Below are 22,438 nucleotides of genomic sequence, written 5' to 3'. Positions count from 1 at the left end.
ATGGGATTTTCCATCAGAACCTTCTGACGGAAAGAAAACGGCAAGGATCAGTGCAACAATCTGGCTTTCGTGAAATCCGGCAAACCACCGTTCCAGTGCATCCAGACGCCAAAGGCACGCCCCACAATGTTTTCTTCAGGAACAAAGCCCCAGTAACGGCTATCGTTTGAATCATCGCGGTTGTCACCCATCATGAAATAGTGACCGGGCGGCACGGTGACTTCACTCATCTGCGGGCCGGGCGCATCAAGATTATTGAAGATATGATGCTCAACGCCCTTGAGATATTCCCTGTAAAGCGCTTGCGTATCGTTGACGCTGTTGTCATCCAGAAGCTCCTTTCGAACCGGCTGTCCGTTGATATAGAGCTGCTTGTCCTGATATCGGATGCGATCTCCCGGGACACCGATCACGCGCTTGATATAGTTGACCGATGGATCTCCCGGGAAGCGAAACACCATGATATCGCCACGCTCGGGCTCGCCAATGTCCAGAATCTTTGTATTGATCACCGGCAGACGAAGCCCATAGGAAAACTTGCTGACGGCAATGAAATCTCCGACGTCAAGCGTTGGCTCCATTGAGCGCGACGGAATCTGGAACGGTTCAATGACGAAGGAACGAAGCACCAGTACCACCAGCAGCACCGGAAAAAAGGCCCTGGAATAATCCACATACCAGGGCTCCTTCGGCGCACCAGACGCTGCCGTATCATGAGTAACCTCTCCCGGTGGCCGGCTGCCCCCTGCAGAAGCCCTGCGCCGACGACGCAATACAACAATGTCGAGTAGCCAGATCGTCCCGGTCACAAAAACGGCGACCACCAGCAGAAGTGAAAAATCCATTACGTACTTTCCCGACTCACGGGAGCGTAGCCGGGGCTACGCTCAATCATTGACTTTCAATACGGCCAGGAAGGCATCCTGCGGAATTTCGACCTTGCCGACCTGCTTCATGCGTTTTTTACCCTGCTTTTGCTTGTCGAGCAGCTTGCGCTTTCTCGACACATCGCCACCGTAGCATTTGGCCGTCACGTTCTTGCGCAAAGCCTTGACAGTGGAACGAGCCACAACATGGCCACCCAGTGCTGCCTGTATGGCCACATCAAACATCTGACGAGGGATCATCTCCTGCATCTTTTCGACCAGCGAGCGTCCGCGCTGATGAGACTGGTCACGATGGACAATCGTTGCCAGCGCATCGACCCGATCCCCGTTGATCAGAACATCCAGACGGGCAAGTTTTGCGGCATCAAAGCGCTCAAAGCTGTAATCCAGTGAAGCGTAACCTCTCGAAATGGATTTCAATCGGTCAAAAAAGTCCATCACGACTTCACTCATTGGCAGCTCGTAGACCAGCTGCATCTGACTGCCCAGCACCTGCATGTCGAGCTGCACACCACGGCGAATTACACACTCGTTGATGACATTGCCGACGTATTCCTGCGGCACGAGGATATTGGCGCGCACGATGGGCTCGCGAATTTCCTGAACCGAAGACATATCGGGCAGCTTTGACGGGTTGGAGACATACAAAAGCTCCCCATCCTCCATTTCAAGCTCATAAATAACGGTCGGCGCGGTCGTGAGAAGATCGAGACCGTATTCCCGCTCAAGACGCTCCTGCACGATCTCCATGTGCAGAGTACCGAGGAAGCCCACGCGAAAGCCGAAACCGAGCGCATCCGAGTTCTCGGGAATGTAGTCCAGCGAAGCATCGTTGAGTGCCAGCTTTTCAAGCGCGTCACGAAAATCTTCGTAGTCATCGGAGCTGATGGGGAACATGCCGGCGTAAACCTGCGGCTTGACCTTCTGAAAGCCGGGCAAACGCTCAACCTGAGGGGTTTTGGCGTGAGTGATGGTATCGCCCACCGGCGCCCCATGAATGTCCTTGATACCCGCGATGACAAAGCCGACCTCACCGGCGCGCAGCATACCGGTGCTTTTCTGGCGCGGCGTAAAGATGCCGATATCACTGACTTCCCACTCACGCCCGGTGGATTTCATCAGGATCTTGTCGCCCTTTTTAAGCGTCCCGTCGAAAAGACGAACCAGCGAGACCACGCCCTGATAGTTATCGAACCAGGAATCAATGATCAGCGCCTGAACCGGCTTGTCGACATCTCCCTTAGGAGGTGGGATAAAGCTGACCAGTCGCTCCAGCAATTCTTCCATGCCAAGCCCTGTCTTGGCCGATACCTGTGGCGCATTGTCTGCCTCAAGCCCGATGATTTCCTCGATTTCATGGCTGACCTTGGCAGGGTCGGCCTGCGGCAGATCCATCTTGTTCAGCACCGGCAGTACTTCGAGCCCCTGCTCGATGGCGGTATAGCAGTTGGCCACAGACTGGGCTTCGACCCCCTGACCGGCGTCTACCACCAGTAATGCTCCTTCACAGGCATACAGCGAGCGCGACACCTCATACGAGAAATCGACGTGCCCGGGCGTATCAATGAAGTTGAGCTGATAGACAGCGCCGTCTTCGGCCTTGTAATCCAGAGTGACCGACTGGGCCTTGATCGTGATGCCACGCTCACGCTCGAGATCCATCGAATCGAGCACCTGCTCCTTGAGCTCGCGCTCGGTCAGCCCGCCGCAAATCTGGATGATGCGATCAGCCAGTGTCGACTTGCCATGGTCGATGTGGGCAATGATCGAAAAATTGCGGATGTGTTTCAGCGTCCCGTTGCTTGCGTCATTCGTCATTCGAGGTGGTCACCTGTTAAAGCATCGTGAACCATGAAAGATCAGCACCACACGAAATCCGCGCGCTGTCCATGGCCGAAAATGGGCGCATTGTAGCGTGTTGGGGAATCAGGTGATAGGCAATGCCATGATGGACATCCAAAGTGCAGAACGCACAAGGGAATCGACAAGGGGACCCGTTCGGGTCCCCTTTATCAGCCAACTCGATCAATGTGAACCAGGCCGCAACGGAACAAACAGCGTGGCGCCATCGCGATTGATACGCACCGGCACCGCTTTTTTGTCATCCAGTTGATTGACGAGCTTGCGCAGCGTTTCAACGGAATCCACCGCCTTGCCTGCAAGTTCAACGATCACATCGCCCGGTTGCAGACCGGCGTGTGCAGCAGCACTGTCTGGCGCCACCTGCTGAACCAGTACACCGGCATCGATACCAAGCTGCTGTTGCTGCTCGGGACTCAGCTCCGAGACCGAAAGACCAACGCTGTCACTGGCAGCCTTCGAGACGTTACCGCCATCACTGTCGGTATCGGGCCACTGCCCTACCTTGACCTTGATCGTCTGCTCGTGACCATCGCGCTGCACACGCAGATCAATGCTGTCTCCCGGCGAGACACGCCCGACGAGACGTGGCAGCGCATCGGACGATTCGATATCGCTGTCACCGGCCTTGAGAATGATGTCGCCCGAGCGCAAACCCGCTTTTTGAGCCGGACTATCCGGTGCAACATCAGCGATCAGGGCCCCGCGGGCACGGTCCAGCCCAAAGGAATCGGCCAGATCTTCGGAGACGGGCTGGATGACCACGCCCAGCCAGCCGCGATCAACACGACCGTTATCCTTGAGCTGATCGGCAATATCCATGGCAACATTGATCGGGATGGCAAAGGAGACCCCCATGAAACCGCCGCTGCGGGTAAAGATCTGGGAGTTGATGCCGACCACTTCCCCCTCCAGATTGAAAAGCGGCCCGCCCGAATTGCCAGGGTTGATCGCCACATCAGTCTGGATAAACGGCACATAGCTGTCGGTAGGCAGCGTACGATTGATGGCACTGACAATACCTGCCGTGACGGAGTGATCGAAACCGAAGGGAGAGCCGATCGCGGCCACCCACTCACCGGTTTCAAGGCGGTCAGAGTCACCCATCCTGAGCGTGGGAAGATCGTTGGCATCGACCTTGATCAGGGCGATATCCGTTTTCTGATCCTGCCCGACCACTTTTGCCTTGAGCTCACGGCGGTCGTTAAGCCGAACCGTCACGGTATCAGCGCCATCGATGACATGGGCGTTGGTCAGAATGTAGCCATCCTTGCTGATGATGAAACCGGAGCCCAGTGAACTCAGTGTTCTGCTCCCCCCCTGATCGGGCACCCCACCAAAGCCTGGCGGCATCTGATCGCCGAAAAAGTGTCGAAAGATATCCGGCAACTGCTGGTTGGGACCGATCATGCCGGAACGAGCGGCAGCTTCACGCGTCGTCGAAATGTTGACCACCGCCGGCGCAGCGCTTTTAACCAGCGACGTAAAATCCGGCAGGCCATTTCGCTGCTCAACAGCTCTGGCGGGCAGAGAGATGATCGTTAGGGTGACCATCAACAACATTAAAATCGTAGCCTGCCAACGACGGGCAAACTGACGGTTGAGGGAAGTATCATTGAGAGGCGGGTAATGAAATGACAGATCGGCCATCTTCGGACTCCGGATACTCTTGTTGGCTATGGAGATAGCAGGTGGGGAGATCAGGCAGGGAGCACACGCTGTTCCTGACTGATCCTGTAGACCCTTAAGAATGAATCAAGTTTCCTTGGCTCAATGAACAATGAGGTTCATCGCAGAGCAGGTAGTTTGACAGGGCTACCTTAATGGGAGGTTGTGTCACTCTCGATCGAGGCATCACCCTCGTGATCCGGGTCTTTTGGCAGACGCATCCCGGATACCACACGAGTAAGCACGGGCGCCGGCATCGCACCCACGGCGATGACCTGCCATGTCTGACCATCATGCTGCAGGTGACGTGCCGCGGCGCGGAAGTTGCCCAGCTGATGCACCCCTTCTCTCAGCGCCGTACCATCTTCGGCCGGCCCTGCAAAAAGACTGAGTGTCGCAAGCCCATCGCTGTACAGCTCGCGCTCAAGATCTGCGCCATTGAGCGTGACCTCAAGTGACGCAGGCTGGCGATAGAATCCATCCGGCAACCAGTCAGGGTGCCAGTCGGCTTCAGGTAAGGCAGCACCGCCGGAATCATGGAGATAAAGCGTATCACTGGAGCGTACCAGTGAATCAATGCGTACAATCTGTACGGTATCAACGACCTGACCCTGTGCATTCAACAGCTGTTGACGAAGGGGAAGACCGCTGGCGATGTCGATCCACAACCGATGAGGAAAACGCTGATCATCGCGCGGTGTGACATCCATTACAACGGCCTTGCGTCCGGCTACAACATCGCGTGCAATCAGGCTGAAGTCATAATGCTTCCGAAGCTGTTCCACGGTATCGTCGATGGACGCCAGATGCGGAGAATGGTCCTCCCCTTTCATCCACCAGAGCCCGGGAGAGTGCCCTTTTTGCTCGATGGTTTCGGCAGGACCATCCAGAAACTGTATACGCTCCTGCTCCTGCCCATCATCGATACGATGCTCAAACAGGAAAGTCCTGAGAGAGCCCATGCCCAGCTTCAATGCTACCGCCTGAAAGGCATGACAGCGTTCTGCCAGCAGGCTGCGCCTGAACCATTGTTCACCGTCGTCGCCAACCTTCTGGTCCAACTGACCGCAGGAAATCTGCGCCACGCTGCTGTTGTCCGCTTCACCGGCATCGGCCTGAACGGCAGACAGGGGCGAAAACAGCATGGCACCCATCAAAGAAGCACAAAACCATTGTCGCATCGCTTGAAGGTCCGCCTTACTCGCCACTTGCAGGTGCAAGCCCCTGCATGTTCGCCATCCAGACATTGCTGCGATAGCCTGCCTGCTCGACATGTCGGTTTAGATAGTTTTGAAGCACTTCCGCCTGCTGACGATCATTACGTGCCGCATCTTCTTCTCCCGGCGCCATGAACCAGGAAGTCTGAGCGCCGATAGGCATCACATTGCCACCTTCCTGACCGGTCGAACGGAAAGATGCCAGAGACGCCATGGCACCATTACTGCCCGCCATGGTACCCGTGCCATCAATGGTCGCATCGCTTGATGCCAGACTCGTACCGCCGTTGCCTGGTACGCTGTCCACGCCCGTATTGGCCCGGTAGACCTGAACACCGGTCATGACCATAAGGCTTACGGCTGCTGCGATGGCAGCGCTGCCCATAAAGGAGAACGGTACGGTACGCCGGTGTGTCTCATGTCCCGAGACGACATCTTCCATGCGTTCATGCTCAAGACGGGCAAGGATGGAGGCAGACAAATCGGTTGACGCCCCGTTAATGCTCTCACGCTGCATTACACTGCGCATGAGATGATAGCGACGCCAGGTATCGGCCTCTTCGGAAGCGTCTTCAAACAGGGACTTGAGCACCCGACGAGTCTCGAACTCGCTGCACTCGCCATCCATTAATGCCGAAAGGGATTCCCGTACTTTCTGATTCATACCCAGACACCCTCAAACCTGTCGTGACGCATCGTCACGGTATGATAGACAGCCCAAAATCGATTAAGTTTTACCCATGACTGACTTCTCATCGGCAACCCTCCTTTTCATGATTCATGTCACTGCTCGTGCACCATGTTGTCCTGCTGCTCCGGGTACAGTAATGGTTTGATTCGATTGTCCACCGCCTCTCTGGCGCGAAAAATACGGGATCGTACCGTACCGACCGGACACTGCATGATGCTGGCGATGTCTTCGTAGGAGAGGCCATCGAACTCACGAAGCGTGATGGCCGTTCTCAGATCCTCTGGCAGATTCTCGATCGCCTCGAACACCGCCTTTTCAAGCTGGTCGCGCGCGATGGCCGACTCGGGCGTATCGATATCCGCCAGCCGCCCGCTCTGATCCAGTACTTCTGCATCGCTGATATCCATGTCGCTGTTGGGCGGACGCCGTCCTCGTGCGACAAGGTAATTTTTGGCCGTATTGATCGCGATACGATACATCCAGGTATAAAAGGCGCTTTCGTTACGAAATCGCCCCAACGCCCGATAGGCCTTGATGAAGGCTTCCTGCGCCACATCATGGACTTCTGCCTGGTCGTGCACATAGCGGCTGACAAGACCGATTACCTTGTGTTGATACTTGCGTATCAACAGGTCAAAGGCCTGGTTATCTCCTTTCTGTGCCCGTTCGACCAGCTGATGATCCGTTTCCTTTAACCCCATTCGCGATCCCCCACAACGACAGGGTTCAAACCTTTCGAACCTGTCTTTTCAGGCCCTTCAGGAAAGTAACAAACAATTAAAATCATAGTGATAACCTGAAATCTCCGGGCCTTGATCCATGGCGTTAGTGTTCCCCTTTATCGACGCCTCATCAAGTCGACATCCATCCATCGAACATTCGCCCCCGGAAACTGTAAAGTATTGAGACCACGAAAAAGTGTCGTGGTTCCATGGTAGTATTCTCTGCCAGCCGCGTATCATGCAGATCACATTTCGTTTCGACTTCCAAGTACTGCCGGATTGCACGCTCATGTCACAGCAACAGGTCAACAATCTCAACGTTCTTTCACAGGACGTACTCGTTACTCCCGAAGCGCTCAAGCGCGAGATTCCCCTTTCACAAGAAGCTGAAAGTACCGTTATCGAGAGCCGTCGCACCATCGAACGCATTCTCAACGGTGAAGATCCTCGCCTGCTGGTCGTCATCGGCCCCTGCTCCATCCATGACACCAAAGCTGCACAGGACTATGCCAAACGCCTGAAGACTCTGGCAGAGCGTGTCAGCGACTCGCTGTTTATCGTCATGCGCGTCTATTTTGAAAAGCCTCGTACCACCACCGGCTGGAAGGGGCTGATCAACGACCCGCATCTCAACGACTCCTTTGACATCGAGAACGGCCTTCATCTGGCTCGCAATCTGCTGGTTGAGCTTTGCGAAATGGGTCTGCCACTGGCCACCGAAGCACTGGATCCGATCTCGCCGCAGTACCTGCAGGACTGCATCAGCTGGTCGGCGATCGGCGCACGCACCACCGAATCACAAACGCACCGTGAAATGGCCTCGGGGCTTTCGGGTCCGGTCGGTTTCAAAAATGGTACCGACGGCAGTCTGGATGTCGCCATGAACGCGCTGTGCTCGGTCGCCTCGCCGCACAATTTTCTGGGCATCGACCAGAAGGGCCAGGTTGCCGTTATTCGGACCCGTGGCAACGCCAATGCCCACGTTGTATTGCGTGGCGGCAATGGCCGGCCCAACTATGACAGCGTCAGCGTAGCCCTGGCCGAGAAGGAACTGGAAAAGGCAGGCCTCAAGACCAACATCATGGTCGACTGCTCTCACGCCAACTCCAACAAGGATCCGGCCCTGCAGCCTCTGGTGGTTGAAAACATCACCCAGCAGATTCTTGAGGGCAACACCTCCATCATGGGTCTGATGATCGAGTCCCATATCAACTGGGGTGCTCAAAAGCTGACCAGCGATCCCTCGCAGCTTGAATACGGCGTGTCAATTACTGACGCCTGCATCGACTGGGACACCAGCGAGAAGCTGTTGGTAGATCTCAACGACAAGCTGAGCGAGTCACTGAGAACGCGCAAGCGCTGAGCGCCACTACCCGGGTGTACGGCTCACATGAAAAACCCCGCCATGGCGGGGTTTTTTACTATGAGGTAAACATTGGCGCCAAAAGTCAGGAAGTCAGAGGCGCAGGTGAAGCCACGCCTTCAATGTCACGCTGAAACGGCGGCAGTGCGTCCAGCAATGCACGACCGTAGCGACGCGTTAGAACGCGACGGTCGAGCAGCGTAATACGGCCACTATCGATTTCCTTGCGAATCAGGCGTCCACAGGCCTGCACCAGCTTGATCGAGGCATCGGGCACCGAAATCCGCATAAAGGGATTACCACCCCGGGATTCGATCCACTCGGCCAGCGTGGCACCCACCGGGTCATCAGGTACGGCAAAGGGTAGGCGCGTGACCACCACGTGGGTCAGATAGTCACCCGGCAGATCGATCCCCTCGGCAAAGCTGGCCAGCCCCAGAATGATACTGCCCTGCCCGTCATCAACGCGTTTTTTGTGACGCTCGATCAGTTCCCGTCGTGGCATGTCATCCTGAGACAGCGTACGACCGGCCACGTCTGCCTCGAGCCTGGCCATTACGGCGCGAAGCTGCTTGCGCGATGAAAAGAGCACCAGTGCCGCCTCGTCCTCACTCAGCTTTTCGATAAAGTGGACGATGGCATTTTCATGGGCCTCGCGATCACCCGGGTCGACGGCCTCGCGTGGCACTGACAATACCGCGCGCGAGTAGTCAAACGGACTGGGCAGACTTTGATAACGATAGCGGTTGGCCAGACCCGCTCGCTCCTGAAGGCGGTCAAAGCGGCCCAGTGCCGTCAGGGTCGCCGATGTCAGCACCGCACCATGACAGCTGCCCCAGAGATAGCGGGCCAGCGTTTCGGCAGCACTGACAGGGCTGGCTGAAAAGGTCAATTCTGCCTCGCCCGAACGCTGCTCAAACGTCAGCCAGCGCGCCTGGGGGGGCGCATCCTCGACCTCATCGGCCCCGAAGGCCTGCCAGAGCGCATGTGCCTCAAGGGCACGTCCGTGGACCAGGGCAATCAGTGGCAGCCAGGCTTCTGCCTGCTCGCGGGCCAGGCCCGTGGACTTGTCCGGATCAAGGCTTTCCCGAAGAATATCGCTAATGGTTTCCAGGTGCCGCGACAGCTCGGCAAAGGGCGTGACCAGCTGCTGAGCCAGATCACGAAAGGCGGCCGGCAGTCTGCCCATGGTAAAGCGATAGTGCAGCCGCTCATTGTCTTCCGGCGTGCGCTCGGCCAGGGGCTGAGCCAGTCGAAAGGCATCGCCAAGCCGAGGCTCAATGCTGGCCAGAAGCTCCGGAAACTGTCCCAGCAAGCGCGCGATGGTGTGCTGCGCGCCAAGCCCCGTGTTGAGATCCGTCAGTGATTTCTTGAGCTGACCCAGCCAGCGCATCGCCGCATTGACACCCTGGCGATGATAGAAGTGCTCCAGTGCCTTGTCCGGCAGATGGTGCGCCTCGTCAAAGACATAAATCGTGTCCTTCGGGCTGGGCAGCACAATGCCTCCGCCCAGCGACAGATCAGCCAGCACCAGGTCGTGGTTGGCAACGATAATATCGGCCTCATCCATGCCGCGCCGCGCCCGGAAAAAGGCACAGGCACCAAAGTGCCCACAGCGCCGGTTGGTGCACTGACGGTGATCGACGGTCAGTCGACGCCACTGCGGGTCGGCAATGGCCTGTGGCCAGCTGTCCCGATCGCCCTGCCATTCCCCGCTGCCATAGGCTTCGGCCAGCTCACGAGCCAGCTCGCCGATATCTTCCTGACTGCTTGCCAGACTCTGCTCGAACAGCGACATGGTCGGGTTCTCTTCCGCACCGTCCATCAGCTGATCGAGCTTGGCCACACAGACATAGCGTCCGCGCCCCTTGGCCAGCGCATACTCGAAATCGAGCCCGCTGCTGGCCTTGAGCATCGGCAGGTCCTGGTGCAGAACCTGCTCCTGCAGGGCAACAGTCGCCGTTGAAATCACCAGACGCTTGCCCTGCGCTTTCGCAATCGGAAGCGCCGAGAGCAGGTAGGCCAGCGTCTTGCCCGTCCCCGTACCGGCTTCCAGAACACAGACATGCTCCTGACTGACGCGTTTGCCCTGTTCGTCGGTCTTGATATCCCCAAGCGTTCGGGCAATTTCGGCCATCATCAGACGCTGACCGTAGCGCGGCTTCAATGAGCGCGCCTCGATCACGCGTCGATAGGCTGTCTGGATATCTCTTTTAAGCGCGTCGTCGAGCAAATGTCTTCTCCGCCTGCTGGTACACGGCGCGCTCAGTCATCGCTGAGCAGGTTGGCCGGCGGCTGCTGACAGGGGAGCCGATCCTTGATGTAGGCTTCAATTTCCGGCAGTGCATAGCCGTCCTCTTCACCCACGAAGCTGATCGAGGTGCCCTGTGCCCCGGCACGGCCGGTTCGGCCGATACGATGCACATAATCTTCCGGATCATCAGGCAGCGTGTAATTGACCACATGGCTGATGTCATTGATGTGGATGCCGCGGCCGGCCACATCGGTGGCTACCAGCACGGCAACCTTGCCTTCGCGAAAGCGCTCAAGCGTGCTGACACGCGTTTTCTGCGGCACATCACCGGAGAGCATGGCCACATTGATACCTGCCTTGCGCAAACGATCATCAAGCTTGCGCACCAGGTCGCGCCGATTGGCGAACACCATCACCTTCTCCAGCTTCTCACGCTCGATAAGGCGCCGGAGAATGGTAAATTTCTCGGCATCGCTGACCAGATAAACCCGCTGGTCAATGTTGGCAGCCGCACTGGCATCAACTTCGATTTCGACGTGCGCCGGCTCATGCGTCCACTGGCTGGCCAGGTTGAGAATGTCCTGGGTGAACGTGGCCGAGAATAGAAAGGTCTGGCGCTCGGTGCTTTTGGGTGTAGCCCGAATGATGCGCTTGACGTCAGGAATGAAGCCCATAGACAGCATGCGATCGGCCTCATCCAGCACCAGCACTTCCACCTGAGAAAGATCCGCATCGCGCTTTTGATGAAAATCAAGCAGGCGCCCGGGCGTGGCGACCAGAATGTCCAGCGGCTTTTCAAGCTTCTGGCGCTGCTTCTGGTAGTCCATCCCACCCACGGCACTGGCCACCCTCAACGAGGTATGGGTCATCAGCGCTTTGGCATCCTTTTCAATCTGCATGGCCAGCTCACGCGTCGGCGCGATGATCAGTGCACGGGGCGCACCCGGCTTCTGACCGTCCGGTGCCGGCTCTTCAAGAAAGTAGGCCAGAATCGAGATCAAAAAGGCAGCTGTCTTGCCGGTCCCCGTCTGCGCCTTGCCCACCACATCGCCACCCAGCAGCGTGTGACGCAGCGCTTCGGCCTGGATCGGGGTGCAGTAATGGAACCCCTGATCGGCGATGGCGCGCATCAGCGGCATCGGCAGATTGAAATCCTGGAAACGCCACTTGCCGGCCACGGCAGGGACGTCCGGCAAAGCGTTATGGTTGTCGCTCCCGGATGCCTGATTGTCCTGAACGCTACTGGTCTGAGCAGTGTTGCGGGACTGGCTGCGCCGGGGCTTGCGACGACGGCGCTTGGGCCGACGGTTGGCATTGGCGGGAGCCTCAGCCGACGTCTGTGCCGGCTGAGAGTTTTCCGACTCACTCATATGCTGCGATCACTTTGGCTTGAGATGAATAGACAAGATACCGGGGCATTGTATCAGCACCGCCGACCCAGTTGTGTATCAACCGTCTCGGGGACAAGCCAGCACGCGCACAAATTGTTAAACTGCACGCCACTGCAGCACACTGCTTCAGGCGAGACACGAGAGGTTTTTATGACCCGTCGCAAGAAGACGCGCTCGCTGGCCGACAAGGTGACCATCCGTACCGGCAAGCGCAAGGATTACCGCCGCTGGCGGCATGACAATCCGGACCAGTTACAGTCCACGCCGCGATTTGCGGCCAAAAAACGCGACCAGCGCAAGAGCCAGGCCGCCAGCAAACTGGAACGCCAGCGCCGTGAGGGCACAACCCTGCCCCTGCATCCGCAGAACGACCCTACTCCGACCGACTCACAAGACAGCTGACATGCGCCTGGTTTCATTCAATATCAACGGTATTCGCGCCCGCCAGCACCAGCTTGAAGCGCTGGTCCAGGCTCATGCACCTGATGTCATCGGCCTGCAGGAGACCAAGGTTCAGGACAGCGAGTTTCCCCTCGATGCCGTAGCTGGTCTCGGCTATCACGTGCATTACCACGGCCAGAAGGGGCATTACGGCGTGGCACTGCTGACCAGGGCAGCGCCAACGCAGGTGCAGCTCGGACTGCCGGATGATGACGATGATGCGCAGCGCCGCATGATCGCCGTCACGCTCGACACCCCTGCCGGTCCGTTAACGGTCTATAACGGCTATTTCCCGCAGGGGGAAAGCATTCATCATCCGACCAAGTTTCCCAACAAGCGTCACTTTTATGACCAGCTCTCGCGCCATCTGGAACAGGCCCATCGCCCTGATGAGCTGATCGCAGTCATGGGTGATTTCAATATTTCGCCTGCCGATATTGATATCGGGATCGGCGAGCCCGCCCGCAAGCGCTGGCTGAGAGAAGGCAAGACCAGCTTTCAGCCCGAAGAGCGCAGCTGGCTAGAGCGCCTGACCAGCTGGGGATTTGAAGACAGCTATCGCCGCTGCCATTCGCAGCGTGATGATCTGTTCAGCTGGTTTGACTATCGTTCAAAGGGATTTGATCGCGAGCCCAAACGAGGTCTTCGTATCGACTACATCCTGACCAGCACGGGGTTATCGCCTCGCGTACAGGACGCTGGTATCGACTATGAGCTGCGCGCCATGGAAAAACCGTCGGATCACGCACCGGTCTGGACCTCGTTATCCATTGACTGACGCGAACTCAATGCCTCGAAGATCGAGGTGATGAGAATATGGCCCGCTCGTTGCGGGCCATGATTTTTTCAACGCATCGAAATCCGTGAGGAACTGGGCTGCAGGCTGCGGCGGTCACTATCGATCAGGGCAAGCCATTGCTCCGCCTGGTCGGCACTGTCACCGAACTCTTCGGCCTGCTGAAAAATCTGTTGTGCCTGGTCGAGGCGGCCCTGTTCGTACGCTGCCACGCCCTCCATCAGCAGAAGCTGACCCGGGTTATCAGCTCCCCTGGCCCGCGCTTTTGCAAAACCCTTTTCAGCCTGCGACCAGACACCCCAGCCATAGGCGAGATCTCCCAGCATGTACCAGTCATGCGCATCGTCGCTGCGCTCGGCAACGGCCTGCCAGGCCTGCAACGCCTTTTGATGATCACGCGATTCTGCCCAGGCGCTTGCCAGCAGGCGACGATGCGCTTCGCTATCCTCGATACTGCCGTCTTCAAGCGCTGTCGTGAGCATTTCTGCCGCACGAGCCGGGGTGCCGCCGGCCATATGCAGTTTGGCACGCATCATCAGCGCCTCCTCACCCTTGAGAATGCCACGCTGCCAACCGGCTTCCCACAGGGCGGCAGCCCGGCCGGGCTGGCCAAGGCGCTGATACAGCGCCGCCGCCTGCTGCCAGCGGGCCGGATCACTGTCGTCCTGATCCAGCTGAGCCTCGACCACATTGGAAGCCTCTTCGAGCTGTCCGGATTGCTGATAGATATTGGCAGCCAGCGCCAGATGCTCGCTGCCCGGTGACGCATTACCCTGACGGGCCAGCCGAACCCAGTGAAGCGCATCATCCCATTGCTCCAGCCGCGCATGGAGTTGCGCACCCAGCCAGAGATCATCACTGCCAAGCGATGCCTGCCCCTGCCAGCGATCAAAGAGCGCAGAGGCCTGATCCAGTTGCCCCGCCCTGAGCCGAAGCTTTGCTTCCTGCTCAAGCCATTGCAGACGCTGAGACAGCGGGGCCGTCTCGATAGCACGTGCCTGATAGAGCAGATCGGCGGCCCGACCGGGCTGGTCCAGACGCTGGGCAGCGCTGGCCGCCATTTGTAGATACAGCGCCCGCGCCCATTGCTCTGCCTGACTGCTGCCGGCACTGGCCGCACGCGATCTTGCCGTATCCACCACCTGCTGATAGTGGCCGTTTGAAAGCTCGCGCTCGAGCCCCTGAAGCTTGTCGATACTCTGCTGAGACAGTGCAGGGCCTGCGGCCAGGGCCCGCTGTTCACCGCTCAGCAGCATGGCCAGTCCTACCCCTATCGTCATCAGTGCTTTCAGGGGCCCCTGGCAATGCGTCCCGGAACGCCGGTCATTGTGTCGAAACATGACATTTACCTCAGCTTGAAGACCAGCCGCTGGCGTGTACGTGCCGGAGTATTGCGAGCCGGAAACCGCCATTGCTCGACGGCGTCACGGGCAGCCCTGTCAAACACCCCGTCGGGCTCTGAAGCCGTGACCTGAATGGACCCTGCGTTGACACTGCCATCGGTATTGATGATAAAGCTCAGCTCCACAGAGCCCTCTTGACCGCGGCGCCTGGCCCGCATGGGATACTCGGGCTGCACCCGATTGGTAGGCTGTGCCTGCACCGTGCCGCCGCCCTGAGCCGTTGACCCGTCCGGCGTACCACCACTGCGCTCACCCTGCTGCTCGCTTTGCTGCGACCCCTGAGACGATGGTGTCGACGTGGTCTGAGACCTGGGCGGCGTCGGAGTCGGGCGCGGCCTGGGCTCGGGCTTTGGTTCAGCTACCGGCTCGGGCCGCTCGACGTCAAGCTCTGGCAGATCATCATTCATTTGGATGTCCGGTGCCTGCGGCTCGCTGACCTTTTGTTGCTTGAGCTGAATGTCGCTTTGCACATTGTCAGCCGGCTGTGGCGCCGGTGCCGGACGGGCTGGTGCCGCCGGCGGCGGTGGTGGCGGTGCCGCAGCGGCAATGTCTTTCGACGCTTCAGGCGCTCTGGCGGGTGCGGCCACATCGTCAACGATCGACATGGTCATGGTTTCCTGGGGCGTCTCACGGGGCTCGGGCGGAGCCACCATCAGGGCCAGACCCCAGAACAGCAGCAGTGCAAGAGCCAGCGCGCCCAGCAGCGAAAGCGCCTGACGCATCAGCTTCCCCCTCGAGATGCCGCAACCGCCACATTTTCAACCCCTGCCTGGCGGATAAGGTCCATGGTCTGAATCAAAAGTCCGGTCTGAGAGGCGCGATCAGCCTGAATGACCACGTTACCGTCACTACCCGACAGGGCATCCCTGACGCGATCACCTACGGCATTGCTGTCGACGGCCTGACCATCCACCCAGACAGCCCCTTCAGAGGTAATCGCGACCAGCACCTGCGTATCATTGCGCTGGGTGGCTTCGCTCGACTCGGGACGATCAATATCCACACCACTTTCTTTTACAAAGCTGGTGGTCACGATAAAGAAAATCAGCATGATAAAGACCACATCCAGCATCGGCGTCAAATCGATACCAGTGGCGTCTTCTTCCATGCGAGTGCGCCGTCTACGCATGATCGATCTCCGTGGCTCGGGTCAGTCGATCGTGAAGGTGCTGATCCTCACGTCGGACAATATGTTCAAAACGGCTGGTAAAAAGAATGCCCACCACGGCTACCGCCATACCCGCAAGCGTCGGTAACGTCGCGCGTGCCACGCCATCCGACATGCTTCGCGCCTGTCCGACACCAGTGACAGACAGCGTGTCAAAAACCTGAATCATGCCGGTGACGGTACCCACCAGCCCCAGCAGCGGACACAGGGCCACCAGAAGCTTCAGCCACGGCAGCGAGACGCGCAGTGCACTGATCAGCTCGCCGCACCAGCACTCTCGCAGCGTGCGCGCGCTCCAGCTAACGTGCTCATGGCGCTTTTGCCAGCGGATGATGAGCGCCTGACGCTGGCGTCGATAGCGCCACTGCCAATAGATCAGACGCTCGAGCGCCAGCATAAACAGCACAACCGCCACCAGCGCGATCACGACCAGCACCGGGCCGCCGGCGCTGGCCAACCGTGCAATGGGATGCACCAGTGCCTCGATCATGATGCGTTTCCATAACGTCGGGTGTCGGCCTCAAGCCCTGACTGTTGCTCATCCATACGGTCAGCGAGATGCGCGCTGGCCTGGCGCTCCAGCAGGTTCATCAGGCTGCGGCTGCGGCTGTTGAGCGCGGTGTTGGCAAACAGCAGCGGAATGGCCACGACCAGACCCAGCACGGTCGTGACAAGCGCCTGACTGATACCGCCGGCCATCATTTTGGGATCACCACTGCCAAACACCGTGATGGCCTGAAAGGTGCCGATCATGCCGGTCACCGTTCCCAGAAGTCCCATCAGCGGCGCAATGGCAGCGATCACCTTGACGACCGCCTGACCGCGCTCCAGTCCCGGCTGCTCGGCCAGCAACATCTCATCCATACGGGCTTCAAGCACTTCGGGTTCGTGATAGCGCTGCTGCTGACCAAAGCGCTTGAGCACGCGACCCAGTGGGTTGTCATCGCGCAGGTGCTCGAAGTGGTGCATCTGGCGACGAGTGCGCGCGCTGACCAGTGCCAGCCATGCAAACTGCGCCAGCGCGATCAAAAGACCAACCGCCCCCAGCGCCAGCGTGATATAGCCGATCACGCCGCCCTGTTTGATCCGTTCAAGCAGCGATGGCTGCTGGGCCAGCGCCTGCAGCACCTCACCATTGGTCGGGTCCAGCACCATGATATCGCTATTCCCATCGACCAGAGCTTCAAGCTCGCTTGAAACCTTGCTCGGGGTGTGGGCAGCCACGGCCAGTGGCCGGCCATCGTCTGGCGCACGCAGCAGATCGCCCCCGCTAAACGCACTCATTGCCCCCAGACGCACCACATCACGCTGGGTGATGTTGCCATTCTGCCCGGCGACCGGCAGCGTCATGTGTTCACCCTGAGCGCTGCGCGCGATCAGCTGACTCATCGATTGCGCGTACTGCTCGAGGTCATCGATAGAAGCGATGCTTGAATCGTCCAGCGACGGCAGGGAAATATCACTGCCAAGCGTCAGCCAGCCGTTTTTCAGGCTATCGCGGGTGTCATCGATCTCATGACGCAGGCGATCAAACATCGGCTGAAGGTCGTTACCCTCACTGCTACGTCGCTCATTGATACTGGCGATCGCGTCTTCCTGACGCTGACGTGTGCTATCCAGGTTCTCACGACGCGCCTGAGCTTTCTGCTGGCGTGCTTCGGCCTGCGCCACAGCCTGCTCCAGCTTTTCACGATCATCGAGCAGGGTGTCGAGTCGCGACAGGTCGCGCTGCTGCGCCTGTGCTGCGCCCTGCTGATAGCTCTGGACGATATCTTCAAGCGACGGCGCAGACTGTTCGGCGGCCGACGCCGGCAGGGAGGCGCCTACCATCAAGGCCAGGGCCGCCCCCGCCAGAGGTCGGGTCATATGCGTTATTACCTTCATGATGAAGCCCCCTGCGACGCAGATTCCGAGGAGGGCTGATCCAGTTCGATGGACAACGGCAGAGACAGCAGTTCCGGCGCGCGCTGATCATTGGCAATGCGAATACCGCGATTGACCTCGGTACGCTCGTCACTGTCCAGGGGATGCCATTGATGGTCTCGATTTTTCCAGACACCGCCCTGCTCGCCATCGGGCGTCAGGTAATAAAAACCGATTCGCCCCATGCGCAGGAATTGAACGTCGCGCTGCTGATCGTCCTGGCTGAGCTGACCACGCCAGCTGTCCATGCTGCGTCCGTAATCAAGCTCCGTGCGCCACACGGAGAGCAGCTGCTCCATGCGCTTCTCATTGGAAACGGAAGGGTCAACGAGCGTTTTTTCAAGGCCGTCGAGACGGGCCATCCGCTCGGCATGGCGAAAGGGAACATCGGCCTTCACCAGCGCCCGCAGACGATCCAGCATGTCCTGCAGGGTGTCAGGCAGCGCCTCTCGCGTCTCCCCCAGCGTCTCGATGGCATGCTGCTGGCGATCAATCCGCTGCTGCTGCTCACTTAGCGTTGAAGAGAGCTGATCGTTGTAGCGCTCAAGGCGCTGTGCCGACGACTGAGCGTCGCGAAGGCGGGTCAAAAGCTCACGCGTCTCGTCATCCGCCTGATCAATACGCGTTTGAATGGCCTGTTGCTGCTGCTGTTGCTGAGCGGTTTCATCACGGAGTGACGACGCGTCTGCCAGCGTCGGTAAGGCCATTATCGTCAATAGGGAAAGGGCCGCGCCTCTGAGGCAACAGTTACGACGGTGGATCCTCACATGGTTCTCCAGCAAGAGGCCTACGGTAAACATGATAATGGGAGCAATCCGACGACATCGCACCGGACTTCCAGGGCAAGTTAATAGAAACAAGAACAATTATCAAATGATCATCGCTAACATCGCCGCGACGTCGCTACTAATGTACATTTGTGTCCACCCATCACAAAAAAGCCGGCACGTGGCCGGCTTGTGGCAATTCATGGACACTTCTTTCAGAGCTTGCGTTCCAGCTCCGGCAGTGCCTGAAACAGGTCGGCCACCAGACCGTAGTCGGCTACCTGAAAAATAGGAGCCTCTTCATCGGAATTGATCGCCACGATGACCCTGGAATCCTTCATTCCGGCCAGATGCTGCACCGCCCCGGAAATGCCTGCAGCGATATAAAGCTCCGGCGCGACCATCTTGCCGGTCTGTCCCACCTGAAGGTCATTGGGAACATAGCCTGCATCGACCGCCGCGCGCGATGCACCCACAGCGGCGCCGAGGCGATCAGCCACGCCTTCGATCAGCCGGAAGTTCTCGGCACTGCCAATCCCACGCCCACCGGACACAATGACGCGGGCACCGCCCAGCTCGGGGCGCTCACCGCCCGCCAGCTGTTCCTCGACAAAGGTCACAAGCTTTTGATCGCCGGTGCTGTCGGCATTTGAGATGCTGGCCGCACTCTGCTCGCTTACTGGCTCAAAGGCCGTCGGGCGAATGGTCATGACCTTTTTGTCATCCAGGCTTTGTACCGTGGCCAGTACACTGCCGGCATAGATGGGCCTGACAAAGGTGTCATCGGATTTGACCGCGATCACATCGGAGATCTGTCCAACCCCCAACAGCGCTGCTACACGTGGCATGACGTTACGACCGCTGGTGGTCGAGGCGCACAGCAGATGGGTGTAGGGGGCTGCCAGCGATTGGATCAGGGCGCCCATGTTTTCCGCCAGCATGTGGTCAAAGGCGCTGTCCTCTACACAGATCACTCCGGCGACCCCGGTCAGACGTGCCGCCTGCTGGGCAGCCTCACCGGCCTGACTACCGGTCACCAGTACATCGACCTGCCCGCCAAGTTTTGAAGCAGCATCCATGACGCGTGCGGTGGCACTGGAGAGATGGCCCTTTTCCTGTTCGGCGATGACCAGAATACGTATGTCGCTCATCAGATCACCTTCGCTTCGCTCTTGAGACGATCAATCAATTCATCCACGGAGTTCACGCGAACTCCAGCCTGACGCTCTCTGGGAATATCTACCCGAACCAGTGTCTGGCGAGGGGTGATATCGATGCCCAGTGTCTCTACATCAAGTTGTTCGATCGGGCGCTTCTTGGCCTTCATGATGGCCGGCAGCTTCGCATAACGCGGCTCGTTAAGGCGGAGATCCGTCGTCACCACGGCTGGCAGCGACATGGCAATGGTTTCCAGCCCGCCATCAATTTCCCGGGTCACTTCCAGATGATCGCCATCGATGGTGACTTTCGAGGCAAATGTGGCCTGCGGCATCTGTGTCAGTGCCGCCAGCATGGGGCCGGTCTGGCTGCTGTCACTGTCGATGGACTGCTTGCCCAGCAGCACCAGCCCGGGGTTTTCACGCTTGACCACTTCTGCCAGCACCCGGGCCGCGCCCAGCGAATCCACGGCAGTGTCACTGCTTACATGCAGGGCGCGATCCGCTCCCAGCGCCATGGCCGTACGAAGCTGCTCCTGCACGCTCTTGTCACCGATGGAGACCGCTATCACCTCATCGGCGATGCCCTGCTCCTTGAGACGAACGGCTTCTTCGAGCGCAATTTCACAAAACGGGTTCATGGCCATTTTGGCATGCGTCAGGTCCACATCGCTGTGGTCCTCCCTGATGCGTACCCTGACGTTGTGATCAATCACGCGCTTGATGGCGACGAGTACTTTCATGCCTTCCTCGTGGTGTGGGAATCTCGAAATTCGTGAACATGACCGCCTGACATCGACACACAGGAAGCTTCAAGGCGGTTCTCGCAGGATGACTGTCAGCCTACATGGGGACCGGAGCGTCTCAAGACAACAAGCCGACGCTGAAAAAAGCGTTCGAATTGGGCCGGACCCCGACTTGATGCGATAATCAGGCATTATCCAACCCCCGGCGCTGCCCCGAAAGCGGCTGAGAATCATTGCTATCCAAAAGCATGAGTGTAACACGCCATGCTCCATCGGGATGGGGGGAATGAATCATGCAAGGAGTTGCTCAATGGACAGAGAGTCCATGTCATTTGATGTGGTGATCGTCGGTGCAGGCGTTGCCGGCCTTTCCGCCGCCTGTCGTCTGATGCAGACGGCCAGTGAGCAGGAATGCGAGCTGAGTGTCTGCGTGCTGGAAAAGGGGGCCGAAATCGGTGCGCATATTCTCTCGGGAGCGGCCTTTGACCCGCGCGCACTCAAAGAACTCTTCCCCGCCTGGCAGGATCGCGGCGCTCCGCTTCAGATTCCTGCAACACGCGATGAGGTCCTGTATCTACGTGACAGTGAACGGGCCGTGCGCTTTCCGGAGGCACTGATCCCGCCGTCCATGCTCAACGACGGCAGTTACCTGATCAGCGCCGGTGATTTGTGCCGGTGGCTGGGCGAGCAGGCCGAAGCACTGGGCGTCGATATTTTCCCGGGTTTTGCTGCCCAGTCACTGATGTTTGGTGACAACGGGGAGATTACCGGCGTCATTACCGGCGACATGGGGCTTGACCATGAGGGCAACCCCAAACCCTCGCATGAACCGGGCATCGAACTTTACGGACGCTATACCCTCTTTGCCGAAGGCGCACGCGGCCACCTCGGGCAGGAGCTGATCAAGCACTTTGATCTGGCCACCGGTCGTGATGAGCAGCACTACGCCATCGGCTTCAAGGAGCTCTGGGAAGTCCCTGCCCAGCAGCATGAGCCGGGACTGGTCGTGCATACCGCCGGCTGGCCCCTGTCTGCCAGAGCACACGGTGGGGGCTTTCTGTATCACGGCAGCGACCGTCAGGTCATGGTGGGGCTTATCGTGGATCTGGCCTACGATAATCCCTGGCTTTCCCCCTTTGATGAATTCCAGCGCATGAAGCACCACCCGGAAATCGCACGACATCTCAAGGGCGGAACACGTCTGGCCTTCGGCGCGCGCGCCCTCACCAAGGGGGGCCTCAATAGCCTGCCGAAAATGGTCTTCCCGGGTGGCCTTTTGATCGGGTGCGATGCCGGCACACTGGACTTTGCGCGCATCAAGGGACTTCACATGGCGATGAAGTCCGGCATGCTGGCCGCCGAAAGCGTGGTTGCAGCACTTGCCGGTGGCGATGAAGGTGGCAGCACGCTAAATGATTTCACCACGCGCTTTGAAGGCAGCTGGGCGCATGAGGCACTGGCCAAACACCGCAACTTTGGCCCGGCGATGCACCGTTTCGGGATGGTCATGGGCGGGGCGTGGAACTTCCTCGAGCAGAAACTGCGTCTGCCGTTACCCACGTTGCATGACACCACCGCAGACCATGCCCGCCTGAAAACCGCTGACGCCGCAGAAAGGATTGACTATCCACGCCCCGACGGGGTGCTCTCATTCGACAAGCCTTCATCGGTGTATCTTTCCAATACACATCACGAGGAAGACCAGCCCTGTCATCTGCAGCTACGAGACCCGAGCATTCCCATCGGCGTCAATCTGCCCCGCTACGCAGAGCCCGCCCAGCGTTACTGCCCGGTCGGTGTCTATGAGGTGGTCGAGGATAGCGAGGGGACGCCGCGCTTTCAGATCAACTTCCAAAACTGCATTCACTGCAAGACCTGCGACATCAAGGACCCCTCCCAGAACATTCGCTGGGTCACGCCGGAAGGTGGTAACGGGCCCGGCTATCCCAACATGTAGTGATATAAAAAAGGGCCCCGATGCCTG

Annotated in this window: 20 protein-coding genes; 4 read left to right on the top strand and 16 right to left on the bottom strand. The window is 58.6% G+C overall.

The annotated features are described in order from the left end of the window. Window positions 1-47 precede the first annotated feature (47 nt). The 6 genes from lepB to rpoE all read right to left on the bottom strand — a co-directional run bounded on the left by lepB (window position 48) and on the right by rpoE (window position 7,024). Window positions 48-845, bottom strand: coding sequence for a signal peptidase I (gene lepB / locus B9G99_RS14165; protein ID WP_086622738.1), 798 nt, complete (start codon window positions 843-845; stop codon window positions 48-50). A gap of 42 nt (window positions 846-887) precedes the next feature. Beyond that, window positions 888-2,705, bottom strand: coding sequence for a translation elongation factor 4 (gene lepA / locus B9G99_RS14160; RefSeq protein ID WP_086622737.1), 1,818 nt, complete (start codon window positions 2,703-2,705; stop codon window positions 888-890). A 207-nt stretch (window positions 2,706-2,912) separates the two neighbouring features. Then, complete coding sequence (locus B9G99_RS14155; RefSeq protein WP_227876012.1) at window positions 2,913-4,301, bottom strand: DegQ family serine endoprotease; 1,389 nt, start codon at window positions 4,299-4,301, stop codon at window positions 2,913-2,915. Between the two features lie 266 nt (window positions 4,302-4,567). Further along, on the bottom strand, window positions 4,568-5,560 hold the full coding sequence (locus tag B9G99_RS14150; RefSeq protein WP_158521511.1) for a MucB/RseB C-terminal domain-containing protein: 993 nt from the start codon (window positions 5,558-5,560) through the stop codon (window positions 4,568-4,570). A 52-nt stretch (window positions 5,561-5,612) separates the two neighbouring features. Next, window positions 5,613-6,296, bottom strand: coding sequence for a sigma-E factor negative regulatory protein (locus tag B9G99_RS14145; protein WP_086622735.1), 684 nt, complete (start codon window positions 6,294-6,296; stop codon window positions 5,613-5,615). A gap of 119 nt (window positions 6,297-6,415) precedes the next feature. Next, window positions 6,416-7,024, bottom strand: coding sequence for an RNA polymerase sigma factor RpoE (rpoE, locus tag B9G99_RS14140; protein WP_086622734.1), 609 nt, complete (start codon window positions 7,022-7,024; stop codon window positions 6,416-6,418). Between the two features lie 310 nt (window positions 7,025-7,334). On the opposite strand from rpoE, the gene B9G99_RS14135 reads away from it, so the two are divergent. Continuing rightward, window positions 7,335-8,408: a 3-deoxy-7-phosphoheptulonate synthase gene (locus B9G99_RS14135; protein ID WP_086622733.1), complete on the top strand. Its 1,074-nt coding sequence runs from the start codon at window positions 7,335-7,337 to the stop codon at window positions 8,406-8,408. Window positions 8,409-8,493: 85 nt separating this feature from the next. On the opposite strand, the gene dinG is transcribed toward B9G99_RS14135, so the two are convergent. Together dinG and B9G99_RS14125 are read right to left on the bottom strand one after the other, a co-directional pair. Beyond that, entirely contained in the window at window positions 8,494-10,641 is a 2,148-nt protein-coding gene (dinG, locus tag B9G99_RS14130) for an ATP-dependent DNA helicase DinG (RefSeq protein WP_086622732.1), read from the bottom strand. A gap of 32 nt (window positions 10,642-10,673) precedes the next feature. After that, window positions 10,674-12,032 carry a DEAD/DEAH box helicase gene (locus B9G99_RS14125; RefSeq protein ID WP_086622731.1) on the bottom strand — a complete coding sequence of 453 codons (1,359 nt, stop codon included), beginning with the start codon at window positions 12,030-12,032 and terminating at the stop codon, window positions 10,674-10,676. Between the two features lie 171 nt (window positions 12,033-12,203). Between B9G99_RS14125 and B9G99_RS14120 the strand changes: the two genes are divergently transcribed. Next, window positions 12,204-12,455: a hypothetical protein gene (locus tag B9G99_RS14120; protein ID WP_086622730.1), complete on the top strand. Its 252-nt coding sequence runs from the start codon at window positions 12,204-12,206 to the stop codon at window positions 12,453-12,455. Between the two features lies 1 nt (window position 12,456). After that, entirely contained in the window at window positions 12,457-13,272 is an 816-nt protein-coding gene (gene xthA / locus B9G99_RS14115) for an exodeoxyribonuclease III (protein WP_086622729.1), read from the top strand. Between the two features lie 68 nt (window positions 13,273-13,340). Here xthA and B9G99_RS14110 read toward each other — a convergent pair whose 3' ends face one another. The 8 genes from B9G99_RS14110 to B9G99_RS14075 form a co-directional block, all read right to left on the bottom strand. Next, window positions 13,341-14,630 carry a hypothetical protein gene (locus B9G99_RS14110; RefSeq protein ID WP_148663960.1) on the bottom strand — a complete coding sequence of 430 codons (1,290 nt, stop codon included), beginning with the start codon at window positions 14,628-14,630 and terminating at the stop codon, window positions 13,341-13,343. A gap of 5 nt (window positions 14,631-14,635) precedes the next feature. Then, window positions 14,636-15,415: an energy transducer TonB gene (locus B9G99_RS14105; RefSeq protein ID WP_086622727.1), complete on the bottom strand. Its 780-nt coding sequence runs from the start codon at window positions 15,413-15,415 to the stop codon at window positions 14,636-14,638. Beyond that, the gene (locus B9G99_RS14100; RefSeq protein ID WP_086622726.1) at window positions 15,415-15,822 is read right to left on the bottom strand and encodes an ExbD/TolR family protein; all 408 of its coding nucleotides are present in this window, start codon (window positions 15,820-15,822) and stop codon (window positions 15,415-15,417) included. The genes B9G99_RS14105 and B9G99_RS14100 overlap by 1 nt, the downstream gene beginning before the upstream one ends. Further along, window positions 15,815-16,351 (bottom strand): MotA/TolQ/ExbB proton channel family protein, encoded by a 537-nt coding sequence (locus B9G99_RS14095; protein ID WP_086622725.1) that lies wholly within the window; start codon window positions 16,349-16,351, stop codon window positions 15,815-15,817. Before B9G99_RS14095 ends, B9G99_RS14100 begins: the two co-directional genes overlap by 8 nt. Then, complete coding sequence (locus B9G99_RS14090; RefSeq protein ID WP_227875835.1) at window positions 16,348-17,727, bottom strand: MotA/TolQ/ExbB proton channel family protein; 1,380 nt, start codon at window positions 17,725-17,727, stop codon at window positions 16,348-16,350. The genes B9G99_RS14095 and B9G99_RS14090 overlap by 4 nt, the downstream gene beginning before the upstream one ends. Before the next feature lie 14 nt (window positions 17,728-17,741). After that, window positions 17,742-18,491, bottom strand: a complete 750-nt coding sequence (locus B9G99_RS14085) for a DUF3450 domain-containing protein (protein WP_086622723.1) — start codon at window positions 18,489-18,491, stop codon at window positions 17,742-17,744. Between the two features lie 275 nt (window positions 18,492-18,766). Further along, window positions 18,767-19,693, bottom strand: a complete 927-nt coding sequence (locus B9G99_RS14080; RefSeq protein ID WP_086623500.1) for an electron transfer flavoprotein subunit alpha/FixB family protein — start codon at window positions 19,691-19,693, stop codon at window positions 18,767-18,769. An 8-nt stretch (window positions 19,694-19,701) separates the two neighbouring features. Beyond that, complete coding sequence (locus tag B9G99_RS14075) at window positions 19,702-20,451, bottom strand: electron transfer flavoprotein subunit beta/FixA family protein (protein ID WP_086622722.1); 750 nt, start codon at window positions 20,449-20,451, stop codon at window positions 19,702-19,704. A 313-nt stretch (window positions 20,452-20,764) separates the two neighbouring features. On the opposite strand from B9G99_RS14075, the gene B9G99_RS14070 reads away from it, so the two are divergent. Then, on the top strand, window positions 20,765-22,411 hold the full coding sequence (locus tag B9G99_RS14070; protein WP_086622721.1) for an electron transfer flavoprotein-ubiquinone oxidoreductase: 1,647 nt from the start codon (window positions 20,765-20,767) through the stop codon (window positions 22,409-22,411). The last annotated feature ends 27 nt before the right edge of the window (window positions 22,412-22,438 follow it).

It is taken from the genome of Kushneria konosiri (assembly GCF_002155145.1).
In the GTDB taxonomy this organism is placed as follows: Bacteria; Pseudomonadota; Gammaproteobacteria; order Pseudomonadales; family Halomonadaceae; genus Kushneria; species Kushneria konosiri.
Note: the sequence above shows the minus strand (reverse complement) of the source record. Positions and strands in the feature narration are given on the sequence as shown.

Coding starts and splice junctions, on each gene's coding strand:
- lepB (WP_086622738.1), bottom strand. CDS start 845: ATGGATTTTTCACTTCTGCTGGTGGTCGCCGTTTTTGTGACCGGGACG.
- lepA (WP_086622737.1), bottom strand. CDS start 2,705: ATGACGAATGACGCAAGCAACGGGACGCTGAAACACATCCGCAATTTT.
- B9G99_RS14155 (WP_227876012.1), bottom strand. CDS start 4,301: ATGGTCACCCTAACGATCATCTCTCTGCCCGCCAGAGCTGTTGAGCAG.
- B9G99_RS14150 (WP_158521511.1), bottom strand. CDS start 5,560: ATGCTGTTTTCGCCCCTGTCTGCCGTTCAGGCCGATGCCGGTGAAGCG.
- B9G99_RS14145 (WP_086622735.1), bottom strand. CDS start 6,296: ATGAATCAGAAAGTACGGGAATCCCTTTCGGCATTAATGGATGGCGAG.
- rpoE (WP_086622734.1), bottom strand. CDS start 7,024: ATGGGGTTAAAGGAAACGGATCATCAGCTGGTCGAACGGGCACAGAAA.
- B9G99_RS14135 (WP_086622733.1), top strand. CDS start 7,335: ATGTCACAGCAACAGGTCAACAATCTCAACGTTCTTTCACAGGACGTA.
- B9G99_RS14125 (WP_086622731.1), bottom strand. CDS start 12,032: ATGAGTGAGTCGGAAAACTCTCAGCCGGCACAGACGTCGGCTGAGGCT.
- B9G99_RS14120 (WP_086622730.1), top strand. CDS start 12,204: ATGACCCGTCGCAAGAAGACGCGCTCGCTGGCCGACAAGGTGACCATC.
- xthA (WP_086622729.1), top strand. CDS start 12,457: ATGCGCCTGGTTTCATTCAATATCAACGGTATTCGCGCCCGCCAGCAC.
- B9G99_RS14110 (WP_148663960.1), bottom strand. CDS start 14,630: ATGTTTCGACACAATGACCGGCGTTCCGGGACGCATTGCCAGGGGCCC.
- B9G99_RS14105 (WP_086622727.1), bottom strand. CDS start 15,415: ATGCGTCAGGCGCTTTCGCTGCTGGGCGCGCTGGCTCTTGCACTGCTG.
- B9G99_RS14100 (WP_086622726.1), bottom strand. CDS start 15,822: ATGCGTAGACGGCGCACTCGCATGGAAGAAGACGCCACTGGTATCGAT.
- B9G99_RS14095 (WP_086622725.1), bottom strand. CDS start 16,351: ATGATCGAGGCACTGGTGCATCCCATTGCACGGTTGGCCAGCGCCGGC.
- B9G99_RS14090 (WP_227875835.1), bottom strand. CDS start 17,727: ATGACCCGACCTCTGGCGGGGGCGGCCCTGGCCTTGATGGTAGGCGCC.
- B9G99_RS14085 (WP_086622723.1), bottom strand. CDS start 18,491: ATGGCCTTACCGACGCTGGCAGACGCGTCGTCACTCCGTGATGAAACC.
- B9G99_RS14075 (WP_086622722.1), bottom strand. CDS start 20,451: ATGAAAGTACTCGTCGCCATCAAGCGCGTGATTGATCACAACGTCAGG.
- B9G99_RS14070 (WP_086622721.1), top strand. CDS start 20,765: ATGGACAGAGAGTCCATGTCATTTGATGTGGTGATCGTCGGTGCAGGC.